This is a genomic window from Sinisalibacter aestuarii (genome assembly GCF_027923545.1).
Classification (GTDB): domain Bacteria; phylum Pseudomonadota; class Alphaproteobacteria; order Rhodobacterales; family Rhodobacteraceae; genus Sinisalibacter; species Sinisalibacter aestuarii.
The window spans coordinates 112,274-130,675 of the sequence record NZ_BROH01000002.1 but is presented as its reverse complement, the minus strand read 5'-3'; the positions used below and the strand labels follow the sequence as shown (position 1 = coordinate 130,675).

Annotated in this window: 19 protein-coding genes and 1 tRNA gene; 4 read left to right on the top strand and 16 right to left on the bottom strand. The window is 66.0% G+C overall.

Features of this window, described 5'->3' with window-relative positions:
* The first annotated feature begins 11 nt into the window (after positions 1-11).
* Positions 12-665 (top strand): GntR family transcriptional regulator, encoded by a 654-nt coding sequence (locus QMG28_RS05525; RefSeq protein ID WP_281841215.1) that lies wholly within the window; start codon positions 12-14, stop codon positions 663-665.
* Here the strand turns inward: QMG28_RS05525 and QMG28_RS05520 are convergent.
* Complete coding sequence (locus QMG28_RS05520) at positions 628-2,589, bottom strand: glycosyltransferase family 2 protein (RefSeq protein ID WP_281841214.1); 1,962 nt, start codon at positions 2,587-2,589, stop codon at positions 628-630. The two genes, QMG28_RS05525 and QMG28_RS05520, sit on opposite strands and share 38 nt — an antisense overlap.
* 79 nt (positions 2,590-2,668) lie before the next feature.
* Positions 2,669-3,844 carry a glutamine-hydrolyzing carbamoyl-phosphate synthase small subunit gene (gene carA / locus QMG28_RS05515; protein ID WP_281841213.1) on the bottom strand — a complete coding sequence of 392 codons (1,176 nt, stop codon included), beginning with the start codon at positions 3,842-3,844 and terminating at the stop codon, positions 2,669-2,671.
* Positions 3,845-3,993: 149 nt separating this feature from the next.
* Between carA and QMG28_RS05510 the strand changes: the two genes are divergently transcribed.
* Together QMG28_RS05510 and QMG28_RS05505 are read left to right on the top strand one after the other, a co-directional pair.
* A complete protein-coding gene (locus QMG28_RS05510; protein WP_281841212.1) occupies positions 3,994-4,452 on the top strand; it encodes a GatB/YqeY domain-containing protein in 459 nt (152 codons plus the stop codon).
* 170 nt (positions 4,453-4,622) lie between these two features.
* A complete protein-coding gene (locus QMG28_RS05505; RefSeq protein WP_281841211.1) occupies positions 4,623-6,086 on the top strand; it encodes an MDR family MFS transporter in 1,464 nt (487 codons plus the stop codon).
* Here QMG28_RS05505 and QMG28_RS05500 read toward each other — a convergent pair.
* The 4 genes from QMG28_RS05500 to lipB form a co-directional block, all read right to left on the bottom strand.
* Positions 6,083-6,622 (bottom strand): DUF2244 domain-containing protein, encoded by a 540-nt coding sequence (locus tag QMG28_RS05500; protein ID WP_281841210.1) that lies wholly within the window; start codon positions 6,620-6,622, stop codon positions 6,083-6,085. The two genes, QMG28_RS05505 and QMG28_RS05500, sit on opposite strands and share 4 nt — an antisense overlap.
* 77 nt (positions 6,623-6,699) lie before the next feature.
* Positions 6,700-8,391, bottom strand: a complete 1,692-nt coding sequence (gene ctaD, locus QMG28_RS05495; RefSeq protein ID WP_281841209.1) for a cytochrome c oxidase subunit I — start codon at positions 8,389-8,391, stop codon at positions 6,700-6,702.
* Positions 8,392-8,576: 185 nt separating this feature from the next.
* Complete coding sequence (locus QMG28_RS05490) at positions 8,577-8,981, bottom strand: c-type cytochrome (RefSeq protein ID WP_281841208.1); 405 nt, start codon at positions 8,979-8,981, stop codon at positions 8,577-8,579.
* Between the two features lie 205 nt (positions 8,982-9,186).
* The gene (lipB, locus tag QMG28_RS05485; protein WP_281841207.1) at positions 9,187-9,879 is read right to left on the bottom strand and encodes a lipoyl(octanoyl) transferase LipB; all 693 of its coding nucleotides are present in this window, start codon (positions 9,877-9,879) and stop codon (positions 9,187-9,189) included.
* A gap of 89 nt (positions 9,880-9,968) precedes the next feature.
* Here lipB and QMG28_RS05480 point away from each other — a divergent pair.
* Positions 9,969-10,055 (top strand) — tRNA-Leu (locus tag QMG28_RS05480).
* Between the two features lie 383 nt (positions 10,056-10,438).
* On the opposite strand, the gene QMG28_RS05475 is transcribed toward QMG28_RS05480, so the two are convergent.
* The 10 genes from QMG28_RS05475 to paaA form a co-directional block, all read right to left on the bottom strand.
* Positions 10,439-10,846 (bottom strand): hypothetical protein, encoded by a 408-nt coding sequence (locus tag QMG28_RS05475; protein ID WP_281841206.1) that lies wholly within the window; start codon positions 10,844-10,846, stop codon positions 10,439-10,441.
* A gap of 53 nt (positions 10,847-10,899) precedes the next feature.
* Positions 10,900-11,229 (bottom strand): hypothetical protein, encoded by a 330-nt coding sequence (locus QMG28_RS05470; protein WP_281841205.1) that lies wholly within the window; start codon positions 11,227-11,229, stop codon positions 10,900-10,902.
* Positions 11,230-11,371: 142 nt separating this feature from the next.
* Positions 11,372-11,782: a Flp family type IVb pilin gene (locus QMG28_RS05465; RefSeq protein ID WP_281841204.1), complete on the bottom strand. Its 411-nt coding sequence runs from the start codon at positions 11,780-11,782 to the stop codon at positions 11,372-11,374.
* Positions 11,783-11,949: 167 nt separating this feature from the next.
* Entirely contained in the window at positions 11,950-12,762 is an 813-nt protein-coding gene (locus QMG28_RS05460; RefSeq protein WP_281841203.1) for a PaaX family transcriptional regulator C-terminal domain-containing protein, read from the bottom strand.
* Positions 12,759-14,786 (bottom strand): phenylacetic acid degradation bifunctional protein PaaZ, encoded by a 2,028-nt coding sequence (gene paaZ / locus QMG28_RS05455; protein ID WP_281841202.1) that lies wholly within the window; start codon positions 14,784-14,786, stop codon positions 12,759-12,761. The genes QMG28_RS05460 and paaZ overlap by 4 nt, the downstream gene beginning before the upstream one ends.
* A 37-nt stretch (positions 14,787-14,823) precedes the next feature.
* Entirely contained in the window at positions 14,824-15,891 is a 1,068-nt protein-coding gene (locus tag QMG28_RS05450; RefSeq protein ID WP_281841201.1) for a ferredoxin--NADP reductase, read from the bottom strand.
* Between the two features lie 9 nt (positions 15,892-15,900).
* A complete protein-coding gene (gene paaD / locus QMG28_RS05445) occupies positions 15,901-16,365 on the bottom strand; it encodes a 1,2-phenylacetyl-CoA epoxidase subunit PaaD (protein ID WP_281841200.1) in 465 nt (154 codons plus the stop codon).
* Positions 16,359-17,114: a 1,2-phenylacetyl-CoA epoxidase subunit PaaC gene (gene paaC / locus QMG28_RS05440; protein ID WP_281841199.1), complete on the bottom strand. Its 756-nt coding sequence runs from the start codon at positions 17,112-17,114 to the stop codon at positions 16,359-16,361. The genes paaD and paaC overlap by 7 nt, the downstream gene beginning before the upstream one ends.
* Positions 17,114-17,398 (bottom strand): 1,2-phenylacetyl-CoA epoxidase subunit PaaB, encoded by a 285-nt coding sequence (paaB, locus tag QMG28_RS05435; RefSeq protein ID WP_281841198.1) that lies wholly within the window; start codon positions 17,396-17,398, stop codon positions 17,114-17,116. The genes paaC and paaB overlap by 1 nt, the downstream gene beginning before the upstream one ends.
* Before the next feature lie 12 nt (positions 17,399-17,410).
* Positions 17,411-18,400: a 1,2-phenylacetyl-CoA epoxidase subunit PaaA gene (paaA, locus tag QMG28_RS05430; protein WP_281841197.1), complete on the bottom strand. Its 990-nt coding sequence runs from the start codon at positions 18,398-18,400 to the stop codon at positions 17,411-17,413.
* Positions 18,401-18,402 lie beyond the last annotated feature (2 nt).

Sequence of the window (18,402 nt, the reverse complement as noted above, 5' to 3'; positions counted from 1 at the left end):
GGGAGGATCATGTGGCCGACGAGAAACCGACGCAGAAAGACGCCTATTCGCTGATCCTCGATGCGATCGACGCCGGGATTTACCGGCCCGGCGCGCGGATGGTGGAAAGCGAGCTGGCCGAGCGGTTCGGCGTGTCGCGCACCCCGATCCGCGAGGCGCTGCAGCGGCTGGAAACGCAGAGCCTGCTGATCCGCGACGGGCGCTCGCTCATCGTCGCCTCGCTCGATCACAACCAGTTGGCCGAGCTTTACGCCGTGCGCGCCGAGCTGGAAGGGCTGGCGGCGCGGCTGGCGGCGCAGCACGCGGCGCCGGAAGAGGTACGGGTGCTGCGCGAACTGGTCGAGGAAGACCGCAAGCGGGTGAACGACCCGTCGGCTTTGGCGCGGGCCAACCGGCGCTTTCACAAGCAGATCCACCTGGCCAGCCACAATCGCTATCTCGTCCAGCAGCTCGATCTCGTGCATCGCACCATGGCGCTGCTGGCCACCACCTCGCTGGCGGTGGAGGGGCGTTCGGAGAAGGCGATCGCCGAGCATGATGCGATCGTGCAGGCGATCGAGGCGCGCGATGGCGATGCGGCCGATACCGCCCTGCGCGCCCATATCAGCCGCGCCTTCGAGACCCGGCTCAGGCTCGATTCCGCCGCAGGAGCGGGGGGCGCCTGACGGCCCAGATATCGTGATCGCGGTGCAGATGCCCGTGGCGGGTCTTGTCCCAGTAGAACGGTTTGGTGAGGATCTCGCTCACCCCCTTGATCGCGGCGAAGGTGGCGAGCGGCCAGTAGACATGCAAGCTGGGCACCCATTTCATCAGGAAGCGGTGCTCGCCCTGTGAGACCGCCAGCACGCCCACGGCGATGGTGAGAATCTCCGACGAGGCGAACACCCCGGCCAGCACCCAGAACATCGCCGGCGGCATCGCGTTTACCAGCGGGTGAGGCAGGCCGAGCGGCAGCGCCCAGAAGCTCCACAGGATCGGCGCGAGCAGGAACTGGCTGAGCGTGCCGAGAAACAGGATCTGCACGCCAAGAAACTTGCGCAGGCCGATTTCGGCCAGCAGGCGGCGGGGCCTGCGCATATGCACCGCCCATGTCATCGCGTAGCCCTTGATCCAGCGCGAGCGCTGCTTGATCCAGGGCAGGGCGCGGCAATTGGCCTCTTCCTTGGTGACGGTCTCGATGAATTCGGTGCGGTAGCCGTGCCGGGCGAGGCGGATGCCCAGATCGGCATCTTCGGTGACGTTATGGGCATCCCAGCCGCCGAGCTCTTCCAGCGCCGAGCGGCGAAAGAACAGGGTGGTGCCGCCCAGCGGCACGGCAAACCCCATCCGCTCGTAGCCGGGCAGGATGATCCGGAACCAGGTGGCGTATTCGATGGTGAAGGCGCGGGCGAGCCAGTTTTCGCGCGGGTTGTAGAAATCGAGCACCCCCTGCAGGCAGGCCACCGATGGCCCGCGTTCGGCGAAGCGGCGCACGACCTTGTGGATCTGGCCGGGCTCGGGTGCGTCTTCGGCGTCATAGACCCCGACGATCGAGCCGCGCACGAAATCGAGGGCGAAGTTGAGCGCGCGCGGCTTGGTGCGCACGGCGCCGCCGGGCACGGTGATCTGGCGCATCCAGCGCGGCAGATCGGAGCGCGCCAGCGTGTCTTGCGTCAGCCTGTCATCGGCCTCGACGACGAGGCAGATATCGAGCAATTCGCGCGGGTAATCGAGGGCGGCGAGCCGTTGAACCAGCCGCCCCGCGATTTCGCGTTCCTGAAACAGCGGCACGAGGATCGACACCGTGGGCAGGCGCAGAAAGCCGGGGCCGCCGGCGATGTCCTCATGGCTGGCGCGCTCCACCCGCGAGCGGCGGCGCATGTAAAGCACGGCGGCGGTGAGCTTCAGCGCGGAATTGACGCTGAGGGTGAGCACCGCCCAGATGGTGAGCAACGCGAAGGCCGCGACCGGCGAGGCAAGGGCGAGGGCGGCGATGGCCGTCAGCATCGCCACCACGTAGCGCCAGGCCGGGCCGGTCTGCCAGCTGCGGCAGCTTTCATGCGCCGCCACCCGTGTTTCGGCCCGTTGCGCCAGCGCCCGGTGCCGCGTGGCGATCAGGGCCGACTGGATATCGGCTTCGGGCGCGATGGCGAGGCGCACCCGCCCGAAGCGCTCGGTCAGGTGCGGGGCGATGCGGGCGAATTCGTCGGGCCGCGAGCAGATCACCACCGTCGCCGCGCCCGCGCGCTTCCACGGCAGAACCGAGTGGCGGATGCAGAAATCCGCTCCGAGTGCATCGACGAGGCGCACATCGGGCGGTTCGGCGGCAAGCGCGGCCACCTCGGTGCCGTATTGCTCGGCCAGCGCGGCATGGAGCGCTTCGGAAGTGACCATGCCCTGTGCGAGAAGGATATCGCCGAAGCGGGCATCCTCGCGCTGCTGCAGGGCGACGGCGCGCGCCAGATCGCCGGATGCGAGATCGCCGCGCTCGACGAGGATCTGCCCCACCGGCTTGCGCCGGGTTGGAGCGGTGGCGACCGCCCGCGGCCAGGCGCCCGCCCCGTGGCGCACGCTCTCCCATTCTCTGCCCGTGCTGTCCTGTGCCTGCATCGCCAAATGTCCCTCTGCGGGGCAAGCATGGCGCAGGGAATGTTAACGCGCGGTTAACGGCGGCAGGGGGCCGGGCGGATTATTTGCGTGCGTCCATCGCCTCGGCGAAGCGCTCGAACAGGTAGTAGCTGTCCATCGGGCCGGGGCTGGCTTCGGGGTGGTATTGCACCGAGAATACCGGCCGGTCTTCCAGCGCGATGCCGCAATTCGACCCGTCGAACAGGCTCACATGGGTTTCCTTCACGCCATCGGGCAGGGTCTGGCTGTCGACGGTGAAGCCGTGATTCATCGAGGTGATCTCGACCTTGCCGGTGTCATGGTCCTTCACCGGGTGGTTCGCGCCGTGGTGGCCGTGGTTCATCTTCACGGTCCTGGCGCCGAGCGCGAGGGCGAGCATCTGGTGGCCGAGGCAGATGCCGAAGATCGGCAGAGCCTCGTCGGCCAGAAGCTCGCGGATCATCGGCACGGCATATTCGCCCGTCGCCGCCGGATCGCCCGGCCCGTTGGAGAGAAACACGCCATCGGGGTTCAGCGCGCGCACCTCTTCGGCGGTGGCGGTGGCGGGCAGCACCGTCACGTCGCAGCCGGCCGAGGCCAGCGAACGCAAGATATTGCGCTTGGCGCCGTAGTCGATGGCGACGACCTTGTGCCGGGGCGCTTCCTGCCGCTTGTAGCCGTCGGGCCAGGCCCAGCGCATCTCGTCCCAGTGGTAGGACTGGCGGCAGGTGACGTCTTTCGCCAGGTCGAGCCCGACGAGGCCGGGAAAGGCGCGTGCCCTGGCCACCAGCGCCTCGATGTCGAACTTGCCGTCCGGGTCATGGGCCAGCGCCACATGCGGGCTGCCCTGCTGGCGGATTGCGCGGGTAAGGCGGCGGGTATCGACCCCGCCGATGCCGATCCGGCCCCGGCTTGCGAGCCAGCTCCGAAGCTCGTCCGTCGCCCGCCAGTTGGACGGCTCGGTCGGATCCCATTTCACCACCATGCCGGCGGCCACCGGCTCGTTGGCCTCGTCATCCTCGGCGTTCACGCCGACATTGCCGATATGGGGGAAGGTGAAGGTGACGACCTGGCCCGCATAGGACGGGTCGGTCATGATTTCCTGATAGCCGGTCATGGCGGTGTTGAAGCACAACTCGGCGGTGGTCTCTCCGGTCGCGCCGAAGCCTGCGCCGTAGAACACCGTGCCATCGGCCAGGGCGAGGCAGGCGGTCGGGTGGGTCTTTTTGGGTGCGGTTGCGGGTGCTGCGGCAGGCATGGCGACTCCCCTGTGGCCAAATTGTCGTGTTTCTAGGTGCGGCGGGGGCGGGGGTCAAGCGCTGCGGCGCGGCAAAGGCGCGGCTTGTCTCGCCGGGCCGGACGGGGTAAGCCGGGGGCCGTTATCGCAACCACCGGGGACGCTATCGTATGGATATGCGCACGCGCCTGAACGACGCGCTCAAGACCGCGATGCGGGAGAAAGAGGCCGCGCGCCTCTCCACGCTTCGGCTGATCAACGCCGCCATCAAGGACCGCGATATCGCGCTCCGGGGCACGGGGGAAGAAACCGAGGTTTCGGACGAGGAAATCCTCGCCATACTCGGCAAGATGGTGAAGCAACGCCAGGAAAGCGCCCGCGCCTACGAGGAAGGCGGGCGGCTGGAGCTTGCCGAAAAGGAACTCGCGGAAGTCACGATCATCGAGGAATTCCTGCCCCGACAGCTGACCGACGAGGAGGTGGCCACCGCCGTCGATGCGGCGATGGCCAGCGTCGGCGCCGAAAGCATCCGCGACATGGGCAAGGTGATGGGCGAGCTCAAGGGCAAGTTCACCGGCCAGATGGATTTCGGCAAGGTCGGCCCGATGGTGAAGGCGAAGCTGGGCTGAGGCGGGCCAGCCCGCCCCGCTGTGCCCTTGCCGCGCCAGTTTGCGCTTATGTGTCCGCCTGCGGGTAACCGGCCCCGACGGGAGCCTTGACTCTCGGGCGCAGCCGGGCGACCCCGGGACGCGGCGCGGTTTTGCGCCGATCCCTTTCCTCGATCCAGCCGAGTTCCGTTATGCATTCTGAACCCGTGTCGCCCGACATGTCCGGCGAATTTACGCCCCCGCAGATTTCCGCACGCGACCGGGTCGTGATCATGCTGCTGCTGATCTCGACCTTCACGATGATCCTGAACGAGACGATCATGAGCGTCGCGCTGCCCCGGCTGATGGTCGATCTGCAGATCACGGCGAACGCCGCGCAATGGCTGACCACGGCCTTTCTGCTGACCATGGCGGTGGTGATTCCGATCACCGGCTTCCTGATCCAGCGCTATCACACGCGCACGGTCTTCATCACGGCGCTCAGCCTGTTCAGCTTCGGTACGCTGATCAGCGCCCTGGCGCCGGGGCTTGGGGTCTTGATTGCCGGGCGGGTGGTGCAGGCCTCGGGCACCGCGATCATGCTGCCGCTTCTGATGACCACCATCATGACCCTCGTGCCGCCGGAAATCCGGGGCAAGACCATGGGCAATATCTCGATCGTGATCTCGGTCGCCCCGGCCATCGGCCCGACGCTTTCGGGCCTGATCCTGAACCTGCTCGACTGGCGCTGGCTGTTCTGGCTCGTCCTTCCGATCGGGCTCGGCGCGCTGGCGCTGGGCTATGCCAAGCTTCAGAACGTCACCGAGCCGCGGAAAGCGCCGCTCGATCTGCTCTCGGTCCCGCTTGCCGCCATCGGCTTTGGCGGGGTGGTCTACGGGCTGTCGACCATTGGCGAAGGGCAGGGCGAGGGCGCTGCGCTGCCGGCCTGGCTTCCGCTCGCCATCGGCGGGGTGGTGCTTGTGGCCTTCATCGCGCGCCAGCTTGTCCTCGGCCCGCAGGAGCGCGCGCTGCTCGATCTGCGCACCTTCCGGGTGCGGGTTTTCACCGTTTCGGTGGTGATGATGGGGCTGTCGATGATGGCGCTGTTCGGCATGGTCATCCTGCTGCCGCTCTACATGCAAAACGTGCTGGGCATGGAGCCGCTGCAATCGGGCCTCATGCTGCTGCCGGGCGGGTTGCTGATGGGGCTGCTCGCGCCGCTGGTCGGGCGGCTCTACGACAGGTTCGGCGCGCGCAAGCTGGTGATTCCCGGCACCGTGGCGGTGAGCGCGGCGCTCTGGACCATGAGCACGCTCGGCACCGGCAGCCCGATTGCCATTGTGCTTGCAAGCCATGTTCTGATCAGCGCCGGGCTGGCCTTCCTGTTCACGCCGCTGTTCAGCTCCAGCCTCGGCTCGCTGCCGAAGCATCTCTATTCGCATGGCAGCGCGGTGATCGGCACCGTGCAGCAGGTGGCGGGTGCGGCGGGGATCGCGCTCTTCGTGTCGATCATGTCGCTGCGGACGGCAGCGGGGCTCGGTCAGGGGCTGAGCGCGGTCGAGGCGATGGCGGCGGGCCTGCGGGCAGGCTTCACCTATGGCGCGGCGATCTCGCTTCTGCTGATCGTTGCCGGGTTTTTCGTGCGCCGCCCGACCGATCAGGGCACGGCGCATTAGCGGCGCGACTGCGCCAGAACCAGTGCCTGGCGCAGCTCTTCGTGCAGCCGGGGGCGCTCGTCGTCTGACAGAAAGGCGCCGATCTCGACTTCGCGGCCGGCGCCTTTCAGCGTGACGTAATTCGGCACCGGGCCGCCCCTGGGGTGGATCTGGAGGGTGACCCAGTAGAGGTTGGCCTCCCAGCTTGCATGGCGCCCATGCGGGCCGTGCCGGGTCAGGCGGACGAGGTCGGGCCAGATGTCGAGCTCTTCGAGGATCTCGCCGTCGCGGTAGCTCTTGCCGATGAACCAGTAGAGCGCCGCGATGGCGGCGAGACCCGGAACCAGCAGCCACCAGACCGCCAGCGTGCCGACGAAGGCCGAGACCGGGATCAGCAGCAGCATATAGGCCATGCCGATGATGAAGGCGAAGCCGCGCTTGGGCAGCGAGCGGAAGGGCCAGGCGTGGAGGCTGGCGAGCGGCGGCGCACCCTCGGCATGGCCGGGGGCGTCGGCGGCAGGCGCGTCGGTCAGGGGTTTGTCCCAGTGGTAGGGCATCGGGGTCTGCGCTCGTGCTGGCAAGAAAAAGGCCCGGACGTTTCCGCCCGGGCCTGCTTCGTTTCGGTTGCCGGCCCTTAATGGGCGTGCGACTTGTCCCAGTCCTCGGGTTTCGGGAGCTGCTCGAAAGTATGCTCCGGCGGCGGCGAGGGCAGGGTCCATTCCAGCGTATCGGCGTATTCGTTCCAGTAGTTGTTCTCGGTCACGCGCTTGCCGGCGCGCAGGGTGTAGAACACGATGCCGATGAACAGCAGGAACGACGCGAAGGAGATGAGCGCCCCGATCGACGAGATCTTGTTCCAGTAGGCGAAGGCCTCCGGATAGTCGATGTAGCGGCGGGGCATCCCCTGGCGGCCCAGGAAGTGTTGCGGGAAGAAGGTGAGGTTCACCCCGATGAAGAACAGCCAGAAATGCAGCTTGCCGGCCCATTCCGGGTATTGCCGGCCCGACATCTTGCCGATCCAGTAATAGATCCCCGCGAAGATGGTGAAGGCCGCGCCCATCGACATCGTGTAGTGGAAATGCGCCACCACGTAGTAGGTGTCGTGGTAGATACGGTCCACGCCGGCCTGGCTGAGCACCACGCCGGTCACGCCGCCGATGGTGAACAGGATCAGGAAGCCGAAGGCGAACAGCATCGGCGTCTTGAACTCGACCGAGCCGCCCCACATCGTCGCGATCCACGAGAAGATCTTGATGCCGGTGGGCACCGCGATGACCATCGTCGCCAGCATGAAGTAGCTTTGCTGGGTGAGCGACAGGCCGACCGTGTACATGTGGTGCGCCCAGACCACGAAGCCGATCACGCCGATGGCGATCAGCGCCCAGACCATCGGCAGATAGCCGAAGATGGGCTTCTTCGAGAAGGTCGCAAACACATGGCTGACCAGCCCGAACCCGGGCAGGATCACGATATACACTTCCGGGTGGCCGAAGAACCACAGGATGTGCTGGTAGAGGATCGGGTCACCGCCGCCCGAAGCGTCGAAGAAGGTGGTGCCGAAGTTGCGGTCCATCAGCAGCATGGTGATGGCGCCGGCCAGCACCGGCAGGCTGAGGAGAATCAGCCAGGCGGTGACGAAGATCGACCAGGCGAACAGCGGCACCTTGAACAGCGTCATACCGGGCGCGCGCATGTTCAGGAAGGTGGTGATCATGTTGATCGCGCCAAGGATCGACGAGGCGCCGGAGACGTGGACGGCGAAGATCGCCAGGTCCATCGACCAGCCCGCCTCGGTGGTCGAGAGCGGCGGATAGAGCACCCAGCCCACGCCCGAACCCGATTGCCCGTTGCCGCCCGGGGCGAGCAGCGAGGCCACGCCGAGCGAGGTGCCGGCGACGTAGAGCCAGAACGAGAGGTTGTTCATCCGCGGGAACGCCATGTCCGGCGCGCCGATCTGCAACGGCATGAAATAGTTGCCAAAACCGCCAAACAGCGCGGGGATGACGACGAAGAACATCATCAGCACGCCGTGATAGGTGATCATCACGTTCCACAAATGCCCGTTCGGTGTGCAGGCCTCGGCGCCGATGCCCGAAAGCAGCCGCGCGGCCGGCTCGCCGGCCTCGTTGAGGCACATGAACTGCACGCCCGGCTCCATCAGCTCGAGGCGCATGTAAACGGTGAATGCCACCGAGATCAGCCCGACAAAGGCCGAGGTGAACAGGTAAAGGATCCCGATGTCCTTGTGGTTGGTGGACATGAACCAGCGGGTGAAGAACCCGCGGGTGTCGTGGTGATCCTGACCGTGAGTGGCTGCGTCGGCCATGAACGTCTCCCTCTGTTTTCCGCCCGGAATCCGACCTTCGTCGGACGCAGGGTTTTGAATGTGTGTAAAGGGGGAGCGCGCGTGAGGCAAGTTGTCACAGCGACATAATGCACAAAAAAATAGCCCCGCCCGCATTACCGCGGACGGGGCGAAACCGGGGCGCGCCGGTTTCGGCTGCGCCGGCCTTATTCGGCGGGGCCGAACTGGGCCAGATAGGCGATCACGTCGGTGACGTCTTTCAGCTTCTGCGGCGTCATCGAGGTCTTGGCGTCGATATAGCCCTTGGCGTCGGGGATATATTTGCCCATTTCCTCGGCATCCCACACAAGGCCGCCTTCGCCAAGCGCCACCATTTCATCGGTGTAGCGGGCGAATTCGGGGTCGGTGCCGGCCTGGCGGCCGAGCACGCCCCAGAGGTTCGGGCCGGTCTTGCCGCCCTTGACGATCACCTCGCCGGCCGGGTCCACGATCGAGTGGCAGGCCTTGCACTTCTTGAAGTCCTTCTCACCCTGCTCGATATCGTCGGCGGCAAGCGCCGGGGCCGACAATGCGATGAAAGCGGCGGCGGCGGTGGTCAGGATGGTTTTCATTGCGTTCCTCTCGGGTTGGTTGACGGTTGCGGGTCGCAGGTTTCTGGACGGCAGATGCGGGACACATCTCCTCCGGCCGCAAGCCAGATTGGCCGCCGTTTCCGTAGTAGATGGTATAATGATTCTAAATTCTCAAGTGGGCACCCTGTCGCATCGGCGACGGAACGCCGCCGACTCACCGTAACATGATGTTTGCCCCTTCGCATCACGGGGTCGGGCAAAAAACCTCATCAAAACTGCGTGCGAGCGCCAGGTCGAGATCGTCCATCGTGACCGGCAGGCCGAGATCGACCAGCGAGGTCACCCCGTGTTCGGTGATGCCGCAGGGCACGATTCCGGTGAAGTGGCCAAGGTCGGGATCGACGTTGATCGACAGACCGTGAAAGCTCACCCAGCGCCGGAGCCGGATGCCGATGGCGGCGATCTTGTCTTCGCGCGGCTGCCCGTCCGGCCCGGCCGGCTTTTCGGGCCGGGCGACCCAGACACCCACGCGGCCCTCGCGAATCTCGCCGCTGATGTTGAACTCGGCCAGCGCGGCGATCACCCAGTCCTCAAGCTGCTTGACGAAGGCGCGCACATCGCGCCCGCGCTTGCCGACATCGAGCATGGTGTAAACCACCCGCTGGCCCGGGCCGTGATAGGTGTATTGCCCGCCGCGCTTGCTGGCATAGACCGGGAACCGGTCGGGATCGACCAGATCGGCGGGCTTGGCCGACGTGCCGGCGGTATAGAGGGGCGGGTGCTCGACCAGCCAGATCAGCTCGCCCGCCTCGCCGCGCGCAATGGCCTCGGCCCGGGCCTCCATCGTGGCCACGGCTTCGTCGTAATCGGTGTAACCCGGCGAAATTCGCCATTCGGGGCGGGGCAGCGCGGCATCGGTCATGGCGCCAATTTGCATGGCCGCGCGGCTTTGTCAAAACACGGCAGATTCCCTCTTGGCATCGCCCAAGGCAGACGTTATGTAGCGCCCCACCAAGCCTGGACAGTGCGGTCGTGGCGGAATTGGTAGACGCGCAGCGTTGAGGTCGCTGTGGGGTAACTCCCGTGGAAGTTCGAGTCTTCTCGACCGCACCAGCCATGCAAAAGAGCGCGTCTCTCAGAGGCGCGTTTTTTCGTTTTCCACGGGTCTTTCGCGTTTCAGCGGCGTTCATGCGTGACAATCCAGTGCATAGAGTTGCACGGCACTACGCCCGATTTCCGCATTCGAGTCCGCATGGCCTCTATCAGAAAGCACAAAACCTGGCGGCATGCCGAGGTTTTTCACGATGGAAGGCGGCGGTTCAACGTCTTGCCGACCCGGCGAGAGGCGCAGGATCGGGTGGCTCGTGCCGAGGAGGTAACGGGTTGAACACCGCGATCAACGGCACTCCAAGGAGGCGACACCCCATCTGCGGCGCCGCGCTTGCAGGGATCATCCCTGCGATTGCTTGGGCAACACCATGCCCGGCCCTTTCAGATCACGGGGTGTAGAACGAGAACACCCCGCCTTCGAAAAGATACCACGCGGATTTTCGCGCCTCGTTCGTGACGAAGGGATACATCACGCGCCGCTTGGCGGGGTCGTCGTCGCCCTCGCAGGTGATCCGGTGCACAAACAGGGTTTCGCTGCCCTGCGTCATGTCCTCGCGCAGCGGTAAGAACAATTCGAACTCGGGATTGGCGAAGAAGGCGTCATTGTCATACCGGGTATAGGTGGAAGACTGACCGGCATAGTCGCAGGTGTAGAATACGCCTTGCGCGAAACCGCGATAGAACTCCTGCGATTTGCCAATCACGCTCTGCGGGTTGATGAACCATGCCTCGCCCGTGAAACCGGCAACCGACCAGTCTGTGTCGATGAAATCGGCTTGCGCGGGGGCGGACATGACAGCGCCGAATGCGGCGGCGAGGATTATGGGAACTGTGTTCATGGCCATCATCAGTAGTCGAAGGATCGGGGTGAGCTTGCCGCTTCGGTTTCCATTTCGATGCAGCCTTGCAGGATAGTGTAGGATCCGCCGCTAACCCGCGCGACCTCATCGCAGTAATTCCGCGCATTGCCGGGCAGTTGCGCCCATACGGGCTTCAGTGCGTTGTACGCCTGTTGTTCCATGTCCATACAGCCGTTGAAGATCATCGCGGACCCGCCGCTGATATCTGCAACCTGTTGGCAATAGCCTTCGGCGTTGTAGCGGGGAATGGTCTGGGCCTGCGCCGGGGCGGCAATGCACGCAAACAGGAAAGGGCTGAAGAAAAGCGCTCTGTTCAAACGGTCCGCCTCCGTTTCCGTAAGATATCTTACTCCACCATCGACGAGAATGGGATTGAGTGTGCGACCGGACCCGGCCAGCCAGGCTGGCCGCCGGTCTGTTTCTTTACAGTGGGAACAACTGCGATGCGCGGTGGCTCGCTCAGCGCGAGCGCCCGCGGTTGCCGCTGCCCCAGCCGCCTTTGCCGTTGGGGTTTTCGCCGGCATTGCCCACGTCCTTGTCATTGCCAGGGTTGCCCGAACCGCCCGACGAGCCCTCGTCACCGGATTCGCCCGTCTCGGATCCGCCGGTCTCGGTGCCGCCGGTCTCGGGCGAGGGATTGGCGGCGGCGGGTGTGCCGGGGCCGCCGCCGGCATCTATGTTCACGAGTACCGTCATCAGGCCCGTCGGCTGGTCGAAATCGTCGTAACCGGCGGTCACCTTGTCGAGCCCGCGCCAGGCTTCGGCGGCAACCACAAGGCTCACACCGACAAGGGCGGCGACCAGAACGGTCCAGTCAAGCGAGATCGCGCCACTCTCGTTGCGCAGGAAGGATTTAAGCGTTGTCTTCATCATAATATCAGGCCACCAGCTATCGTGATCAGGTCTTGTCGTGGGTGCCCCCCCAAGGGCGATTTCATGGTTAACATTGCCGGTGCAATGAGCCCGATTTGTGGCGGCATTTCTGCGAATCTGGGAAGATGTTGTGCAATGCCGGTGACCCGTGCGGGCGCGGTGCCTTATTTGCCCGACAGCACCGGAGCGGGTTCGATCCGGTCCAGCGCCGGGTGGCCGATGGCATCGAGCAGGGCGGCGACGCGGCGGCGCAATTCCGCCCCGCGCCAGTCGGCGGGAAAGAGCGCGTCGGGCAGGGCGGGGTGGCGCAGCACCAGCCGGCGCCAGCCATGCACGATCAGCACCCGCAGCGCGGCGCGGTCGAGGTCGGAAAGCGCGGCCGGGTCGGTTTCGGCCAGCGCGGTTTCGGCCTCGTCCAGATGGGCGGCGAAGCTGGCATAGGCCGCGGCAAGCTCGGGCGGCATGTTTGCCGCGCGCAGCCAGCCGGGCACGCTCAGATCCGGCCCCGCGAGGCGCAGGAGCCCCTCGCGGTCGGCGCCCTCTCCCGGCCCCAGCCAGGCCCCCGGCGCCAGCGCCACGTAGCCCTCCGCCGCCAGCCGGCTCTCCAGCGCCAGCCGCTCGGCCATTTCGGTGGGGCCGGCCACGAGGATATGCCAGGTTTCGGGCGCGGGTGCTCCGGTGGCATAGATGCGCGGGCTGGCGGCCTGCGCCTCGGCGCGGCCCGCCGGGGTGAGGCGGTAATAGGACACGCGCCCGGCCCGGCGCGAGGCGATCCAGCCATCCTTGCGCAACCGGTGCAGCGCCACCCGCATCGCTTCGGGCCTGACGCCGATCCGCCCGGTGATGGCGCTGAGCACCGGGCCGGACAGTTCGGCGCCATCGCTGCGGGCAAGATCGCCGAAGGCCGTGACGATGAGCGACCATGTGCGCGGCTCGCCATCGCGGGTGAGCGCGGATATGACGCGCGCGGTGCTCACCGGTAGGCGTTCATGGTGAGGAGCTCGTATTCCGCCACCACCTCGTCGTCCTGGTTGTAGAGCGTCACATGCCAGCGCACCTCGCCGTAGCTGTCGGTGCGGCGGGTCTTTTCCTTCACCGTGAGCCGCACCGACAGGTGCTCGCCCGGCACCACCGGCTTCATGAAGCGCAGGTTGTCGAGCCCGGTATTGGCGAGCACCGGGCCGGGATCGGGCTGGACGAACAGCCCGGCGGCGAAGGAAAGCAGCAGATAGCCATGCGCCACCCGGCCTGGAAAGAACGGGTTGGCCGCTGCGGCGGCCTCGTCCATATGGGCATAGAAGGTGTCGCCGGTGAACCGGGCGAAATGCTCGATGTCGTCCAGCGTGATCTCACGCGAGGCGGTGTGGAGCGTCTCGCCGATCGCCAGATCGTCATAATGGCGGGTGAAGGGATGGGCGGGGCCGGTGACTTCCGCCGCGCCGGGCACCCAGCGCTTGCCGATGGCGGTGAGCAGGTCGGGCGAGCCTTGCACCGCAACGCGCTGCATGTAGTGCAGCACGCCGCGCACGCCGCCCAGCTCCTCGCCGCCGCCCGCGCGGCCGGGGCCGCCGTGGATCATATGCGGCATCGGCGCGCCGTGGCCGGTGGCCTCGGGCGCGCTGGCGGGGTTGTTGAAGTAGAGCCGCCCATGCGAGGGGCCCGCGTTCAGCACCGCATGGCGGGCCACCTCGCCGGACTCGGTGACGATCGAGGCCACGAGGCTGCCCCCGCCCCGGTTGGCCAGCGCGATGGCATGATCGAGATCGCGGTAGGGCATCACCGTCGAGACCGGGCCGAAGGCTTCGGTGGCGTGCACCTTGCTGGCCGCGTCCGGATCGGCGCAATGGAACAGCATCGGCGGCAGGAAGGCATCGCGGCTGACATTCCCGGCCAGCGCGAAATCGTCGGGATCGCCAAACACCCGCTCGGCCTCTTCACCGATGATCGCGGCTTTGGCGAGCACATCGGCCTTCTGCCCGGCGGAGACGAGCGCGCCCATGCGGGTGGCCTTGTCGCGTGGATCGCCGACCGGGGTGGCGGCGAGCCGGGCCGACAGCGCCTCGATCACGGCGGGCAGATGCGCCTCGGGGGCGAAGATCCGGCGAATGGCGGTGCATTTCTGCCCGGCCTTCACCGTCATCTCGCGGTGGGCTTCCTTGATGAAGATGTCGAAGGCCGGAGAGCCGGGCGCGACATCCGGGCCGAGGATCGAGGCGTTCAGGCTGTCCTGCTCGGCCACGAAGCGCACCGCGTTTTCCAGGAGGTTGGGCCGTGCGCGCAGGGAATTGCCGGTCTCCGCCGAGCCGGTGAAGCTCACCACATCCTGACCGCCGAGCCGGTCGAGCAGATCGCCGGTGCCGCCGGCGATGAATTGCAGCGCGCCGTCGGGCAGGATGCCGCTTTCGAGGATCATCCGCACCGCAAGCTCGGTCACGTAGCTGGTCGCCGTGGCCGGTTTGACGATGGCGGGCACGCCTGCCAGCAGGGTGGGGGCGAGCTTTTCGAGCATTCCCCAGAGCGGGAAGTTGAAGGCGTTGATATGCACGGCGATGCCCTGCAGCGGCACGGCGACGTGCTGGCCCATGAAGCTGCCCGCCCTGCCGAAGCGCTCAAGCCCGCCGTCGAGGTAGATCTGGCCGTCGGGCATTTCGCGCCGCCCCTTCGAGGAGAAGACGAAGAGCGTGCCGATGCCGCCGTCGATATCGAATTTGTGGTCGCCAAGGGTGGCGCCGGTATCGTAGGAGATGTCATAGAGGGCCTCGCGGCGCTCCTGCAGGTAAAGCGCCAGCGCCTTCAGCATCGCCGCGCGCTCGTGAAAGCCCATCGCGCGCAGGGCCGGGCCGCCGGTTGACTTACCGAAATCCAACATTTGGGCAAAGTCCAACGCCCCGCCACCGGCTTCAGCTATCACTTTTCCGCTAATCGCCGAATAGATCGGGCGGGCGCCCGACCCCGGGGCGATCCACTCGCCGGCCGCAAAGCTGGCCACCTGTTGCACCATGTCTGTCTCCCTGTTCGCGTCTTGTGCCGGGTGGCGGTCAGCCGTGCACGTCGTAGTTCACCACCACCTTGTCGGAGAGCGGGTAGCACTGGCAGGTGAGCACATAGCCCGCCGCCACCTCGTGATCTTCCAGCGCATGGTTGGCGCGCATCTCCACCTCGCCCTCCGTCACCTTCGCCATGCAGGTGGAGCAGACGCCGGCGGTGCAGGAATAGGGCGCGGGCAGATCGTTGGCCAGCGCCGCTTCGAGCACCGAAGTATCGCGGTTCATCTGCACGTTGCGGGTGGCGCCGTCGATGGTGATGATCGCTTCGGTATCGCCGCCCGCCTGTTTCGCCGCCGCCACCTTCCGGGCGAGGCGGCCGGGCTGGGCGGAGAGGAACAGCTCGTAATGGATCGCATCCGCCGGAAAATCCTGTGCCAGCAGCGCCTGTTCGATGGATTTCATCATCGGTTCGGGGCCGCAGATATAGGTGGCGTCGATGGCGGTGAGGTCGATCCAGTGGCTGAACAACTGGGCGCATTTCGTCGCGTCGACACGGCCGGTGAACAGGTCGATCTCCTGGGTGTCGTTTTCCAGCACGTGGATCACGGTGAGCCGGCCCATATAGCGGTTCTTCAGGTCTTCCAGCTCTTCGCGGAACATGATCGTGTTCACCGCGCGGTTGGCATAGACTAGCGTGAAATTGCTGCCCGGCTCCTCTTCGAGCACGGTCTTGAGGATCGAGAGCACCGGCGTGATGCCGGAACCGCCCGCGAAGCCGAGGTAATTGCGCGCGCTGCGGGCTTCGGGCAGGTGGAAGACGCCCGAGGGCGGCATCGCCTCGATCACGTCGCCGGGCCTGAGCGTGTCGTTCACCCAGTTGGAAAACGCCCCGCCGTCGACGCGCTTGATCCCGACCTTCAGCATGCCGTCGCCGGGCGACACGCAGAGCGAGTAGGAGCGGCGCAACTCCTCGCCGTCGAAATCGCGCCGGAAGGTCAGGTGCTGGCCCGGCATGAACCGGAAGGCGGCTTCCTCGCCGGGCTTCGGCGCGAGGGTGACGACGGTGGCGTCACGGCTGGTGTTCTGTACGTCTGTGACGGTAAGTTCATGGAATTGCATGGGTTTCCCTCAGATGCACTTGAAGTAGTCGAAGGGCTCGCGGCACTCCTTGCAGCGCCATTGCGCTTTGCAGGGCGTCGAGCCGAACTGGCTGATCCGTTCCACATGGGTGCTGCCGCAGCGCGGGCATTTCTCCGGCCCCCTAGCCGCTGTCGGCGGGGCGATGCCATAGGCTTCCAGCTTGGCGCGGCCTTCCTGCGAGAGCCAGTCGGTCGTCCAGGGCGGGGCAAGCTGGCGGCGCAGGTCGATCCGCTCGATCCCCGCTTCGCGCAGCGCGGTTTCGATCTCGAAATTGATCAGCGAGGTGGCCGGGCAGCCGGAATAGGTGGGGGTGACCGTAACGGCCAGCGTCTCACCCTCCCAGGCGATATCGCGGATGATCCCGAGATCGGTGAGGCTGATCGCCGGGATCTCCGGATCGGGCACCCGGGCGAGCACGGCCCAGATCTCGTCGGTTGAGGGCTGCGCTACCATCTCGCGTCCGGATAGGCGCGCTGGAGCCATTGCATCTCGGTCAGCAGATGGCCCAGATGCTCCGAATGGCGCGTGCCGTCGCGTCCGCCGGACTGGCTCCAGCGGCTGTCGGGCAGGGCGAGGGTGGCCTCGTCCATCGTCGCGGCCAGTGCCGCATCGTAAGCCGCGCGCAAAGAGGCGGGCAGGGGGGCGATGCCGCGCGCCGCCACCTCACGATCCAGATCGTCCTCGCCGAAAAGCTCGCCGACGAAGGGATAGAGCCGGTCGAGCGCCGCCTGCATCCGCGTGTGGCTTTCGTCGGTGCCGTCGCCAAGGCCGACGACCGTGTCGCGCGAGCGGTCGAGATGATAGGCGACCTCCTTTGCCGCCTTCTGGGCGATGGCCGAAACCCGCGCATCGCTGCTCGCCACCAGTTCGGCCAGCATCAGCGCCTGATATTGATCGAACAGGTATTGCCGCAGGATCGTCTGGCCGAAATCGCCGTTGGGCTGCTCCACCAGCAGGACGGAACGGAAATCCCAGGCATCGCGGCGGAAGGCGAGCGCATCGGCGTCGCGGCCCGCACCCTCGACCTCGCCGGCAAGGCCGAGCCAGAGCTGGGTCTGGCCGATCAGGTCGAGCGCGGTATTGGCCAGCGCGATGTCTTCCTCCAGCACCGGCGCATGGCCGCACCATTCGGAAACGCGGTGGCCGAGAACGAGGGTGTTATCCCCCATCCGCAGGCAGAATTCGAACAGCGCCTGATCCATCACATCGCCCCCACATCGTCGGGGATGTCGAAGAAGGTGGGGTGGCGGTAGACCTTGCTTTCCGACGGCTCGTAAAGCGGGCCCTTGTCGGAGGGCGACGAGGCGGCGATATCGGCGGCCTTGACCACCCAGATGCTCACCCCCTCGTTGCGGCGGGTATAGACATCACGCGCATTCCTGATCGCCATTTCGGCATCGGGCGCGTGCAGGCTGCCGACATGACGGTGGCTCATCCCGTGCTGGCCACGGATGAAGATTTCCCACAGGGGCCATTCTTTCGACATTTCGCTCTTTCCCTATTCGGCCGCGGTGCGGTGGCTGCGTTTCCCGGCATGGGCCATCAGCCCTTCGCGCACCCAGGCGCCATCGTCCCAGGCCTTGCGCCGCGCGGCCATGCGCTCTTCGTTGCAGGGGCCGTTGCCCTTGAGCACCTCATAGAATTCCGACCAGTCGGGCTCGGAAAAATCCCAGTGCCCGGTCTCGTCGTTGAAGCGCAGATCGTCATCGGGCACGGTGAGGCCGAGGTAATGGGCCTGCGGCACGGTCTGATCGACGAATTTCTGGCGCAACTCGTCATTGGTGTTGATCTTGATCTTCCACGCCATCGACTGCGCCGAATGCACGCTGTCCTTGTCGGACGGGCCGAACATCATCAGCGAGGGATACCAGAAGCGGTTGAGCGCATCCTGCGCCATGCGGCGCTGGGCTTCGGTGCCCTGCGCCATCTTCATCATGATGTCGAAGCCCTGGCGCTGGTGAAAGCTCTCTTCCTTGCAGATGCGGATCATCGCGCGGCTGTAGGGGCCGTAGGAGGTGCGCTGCAGCGGCACCTGATTCATGATCGCGGCGCCGTCCACCAGCCAGCCCACCGCGCCGATATCGGCCCAGGTCAATGTGGGATAGTTGAATATTGAACTATATTTCATCGAGCCATCAAGCAGCTTTTCGGTCAGCTCGTCGCGGCTGATGCCCAGCGTCTCGGCGGCGCAGTAGAGATAGAGCCCGTGGCCCGCCTCGTCCTGCACCTTCGCCAGCAGGATCGCCTTGCGTTCCAGCGTTGGCGCGCGGGTGATCCAGTTGCCCTCGGGCAATTGGCCGACCACCTCGGAATGGGCGTGCTGGGCGATCTGGCGGATCAGCGTCTTGCGGTAGCCGTCGGGCATCCAGTCTTTCGGCTCGATCTTCTCGTTTGCATCCACCCGGTCCTGGAAATGGCGCTCTTCGGGGCTCATGTCCTCACGCGGTTTCACGCCCTGGCCGGTCGATTTCACCATCTGTGCATACATGG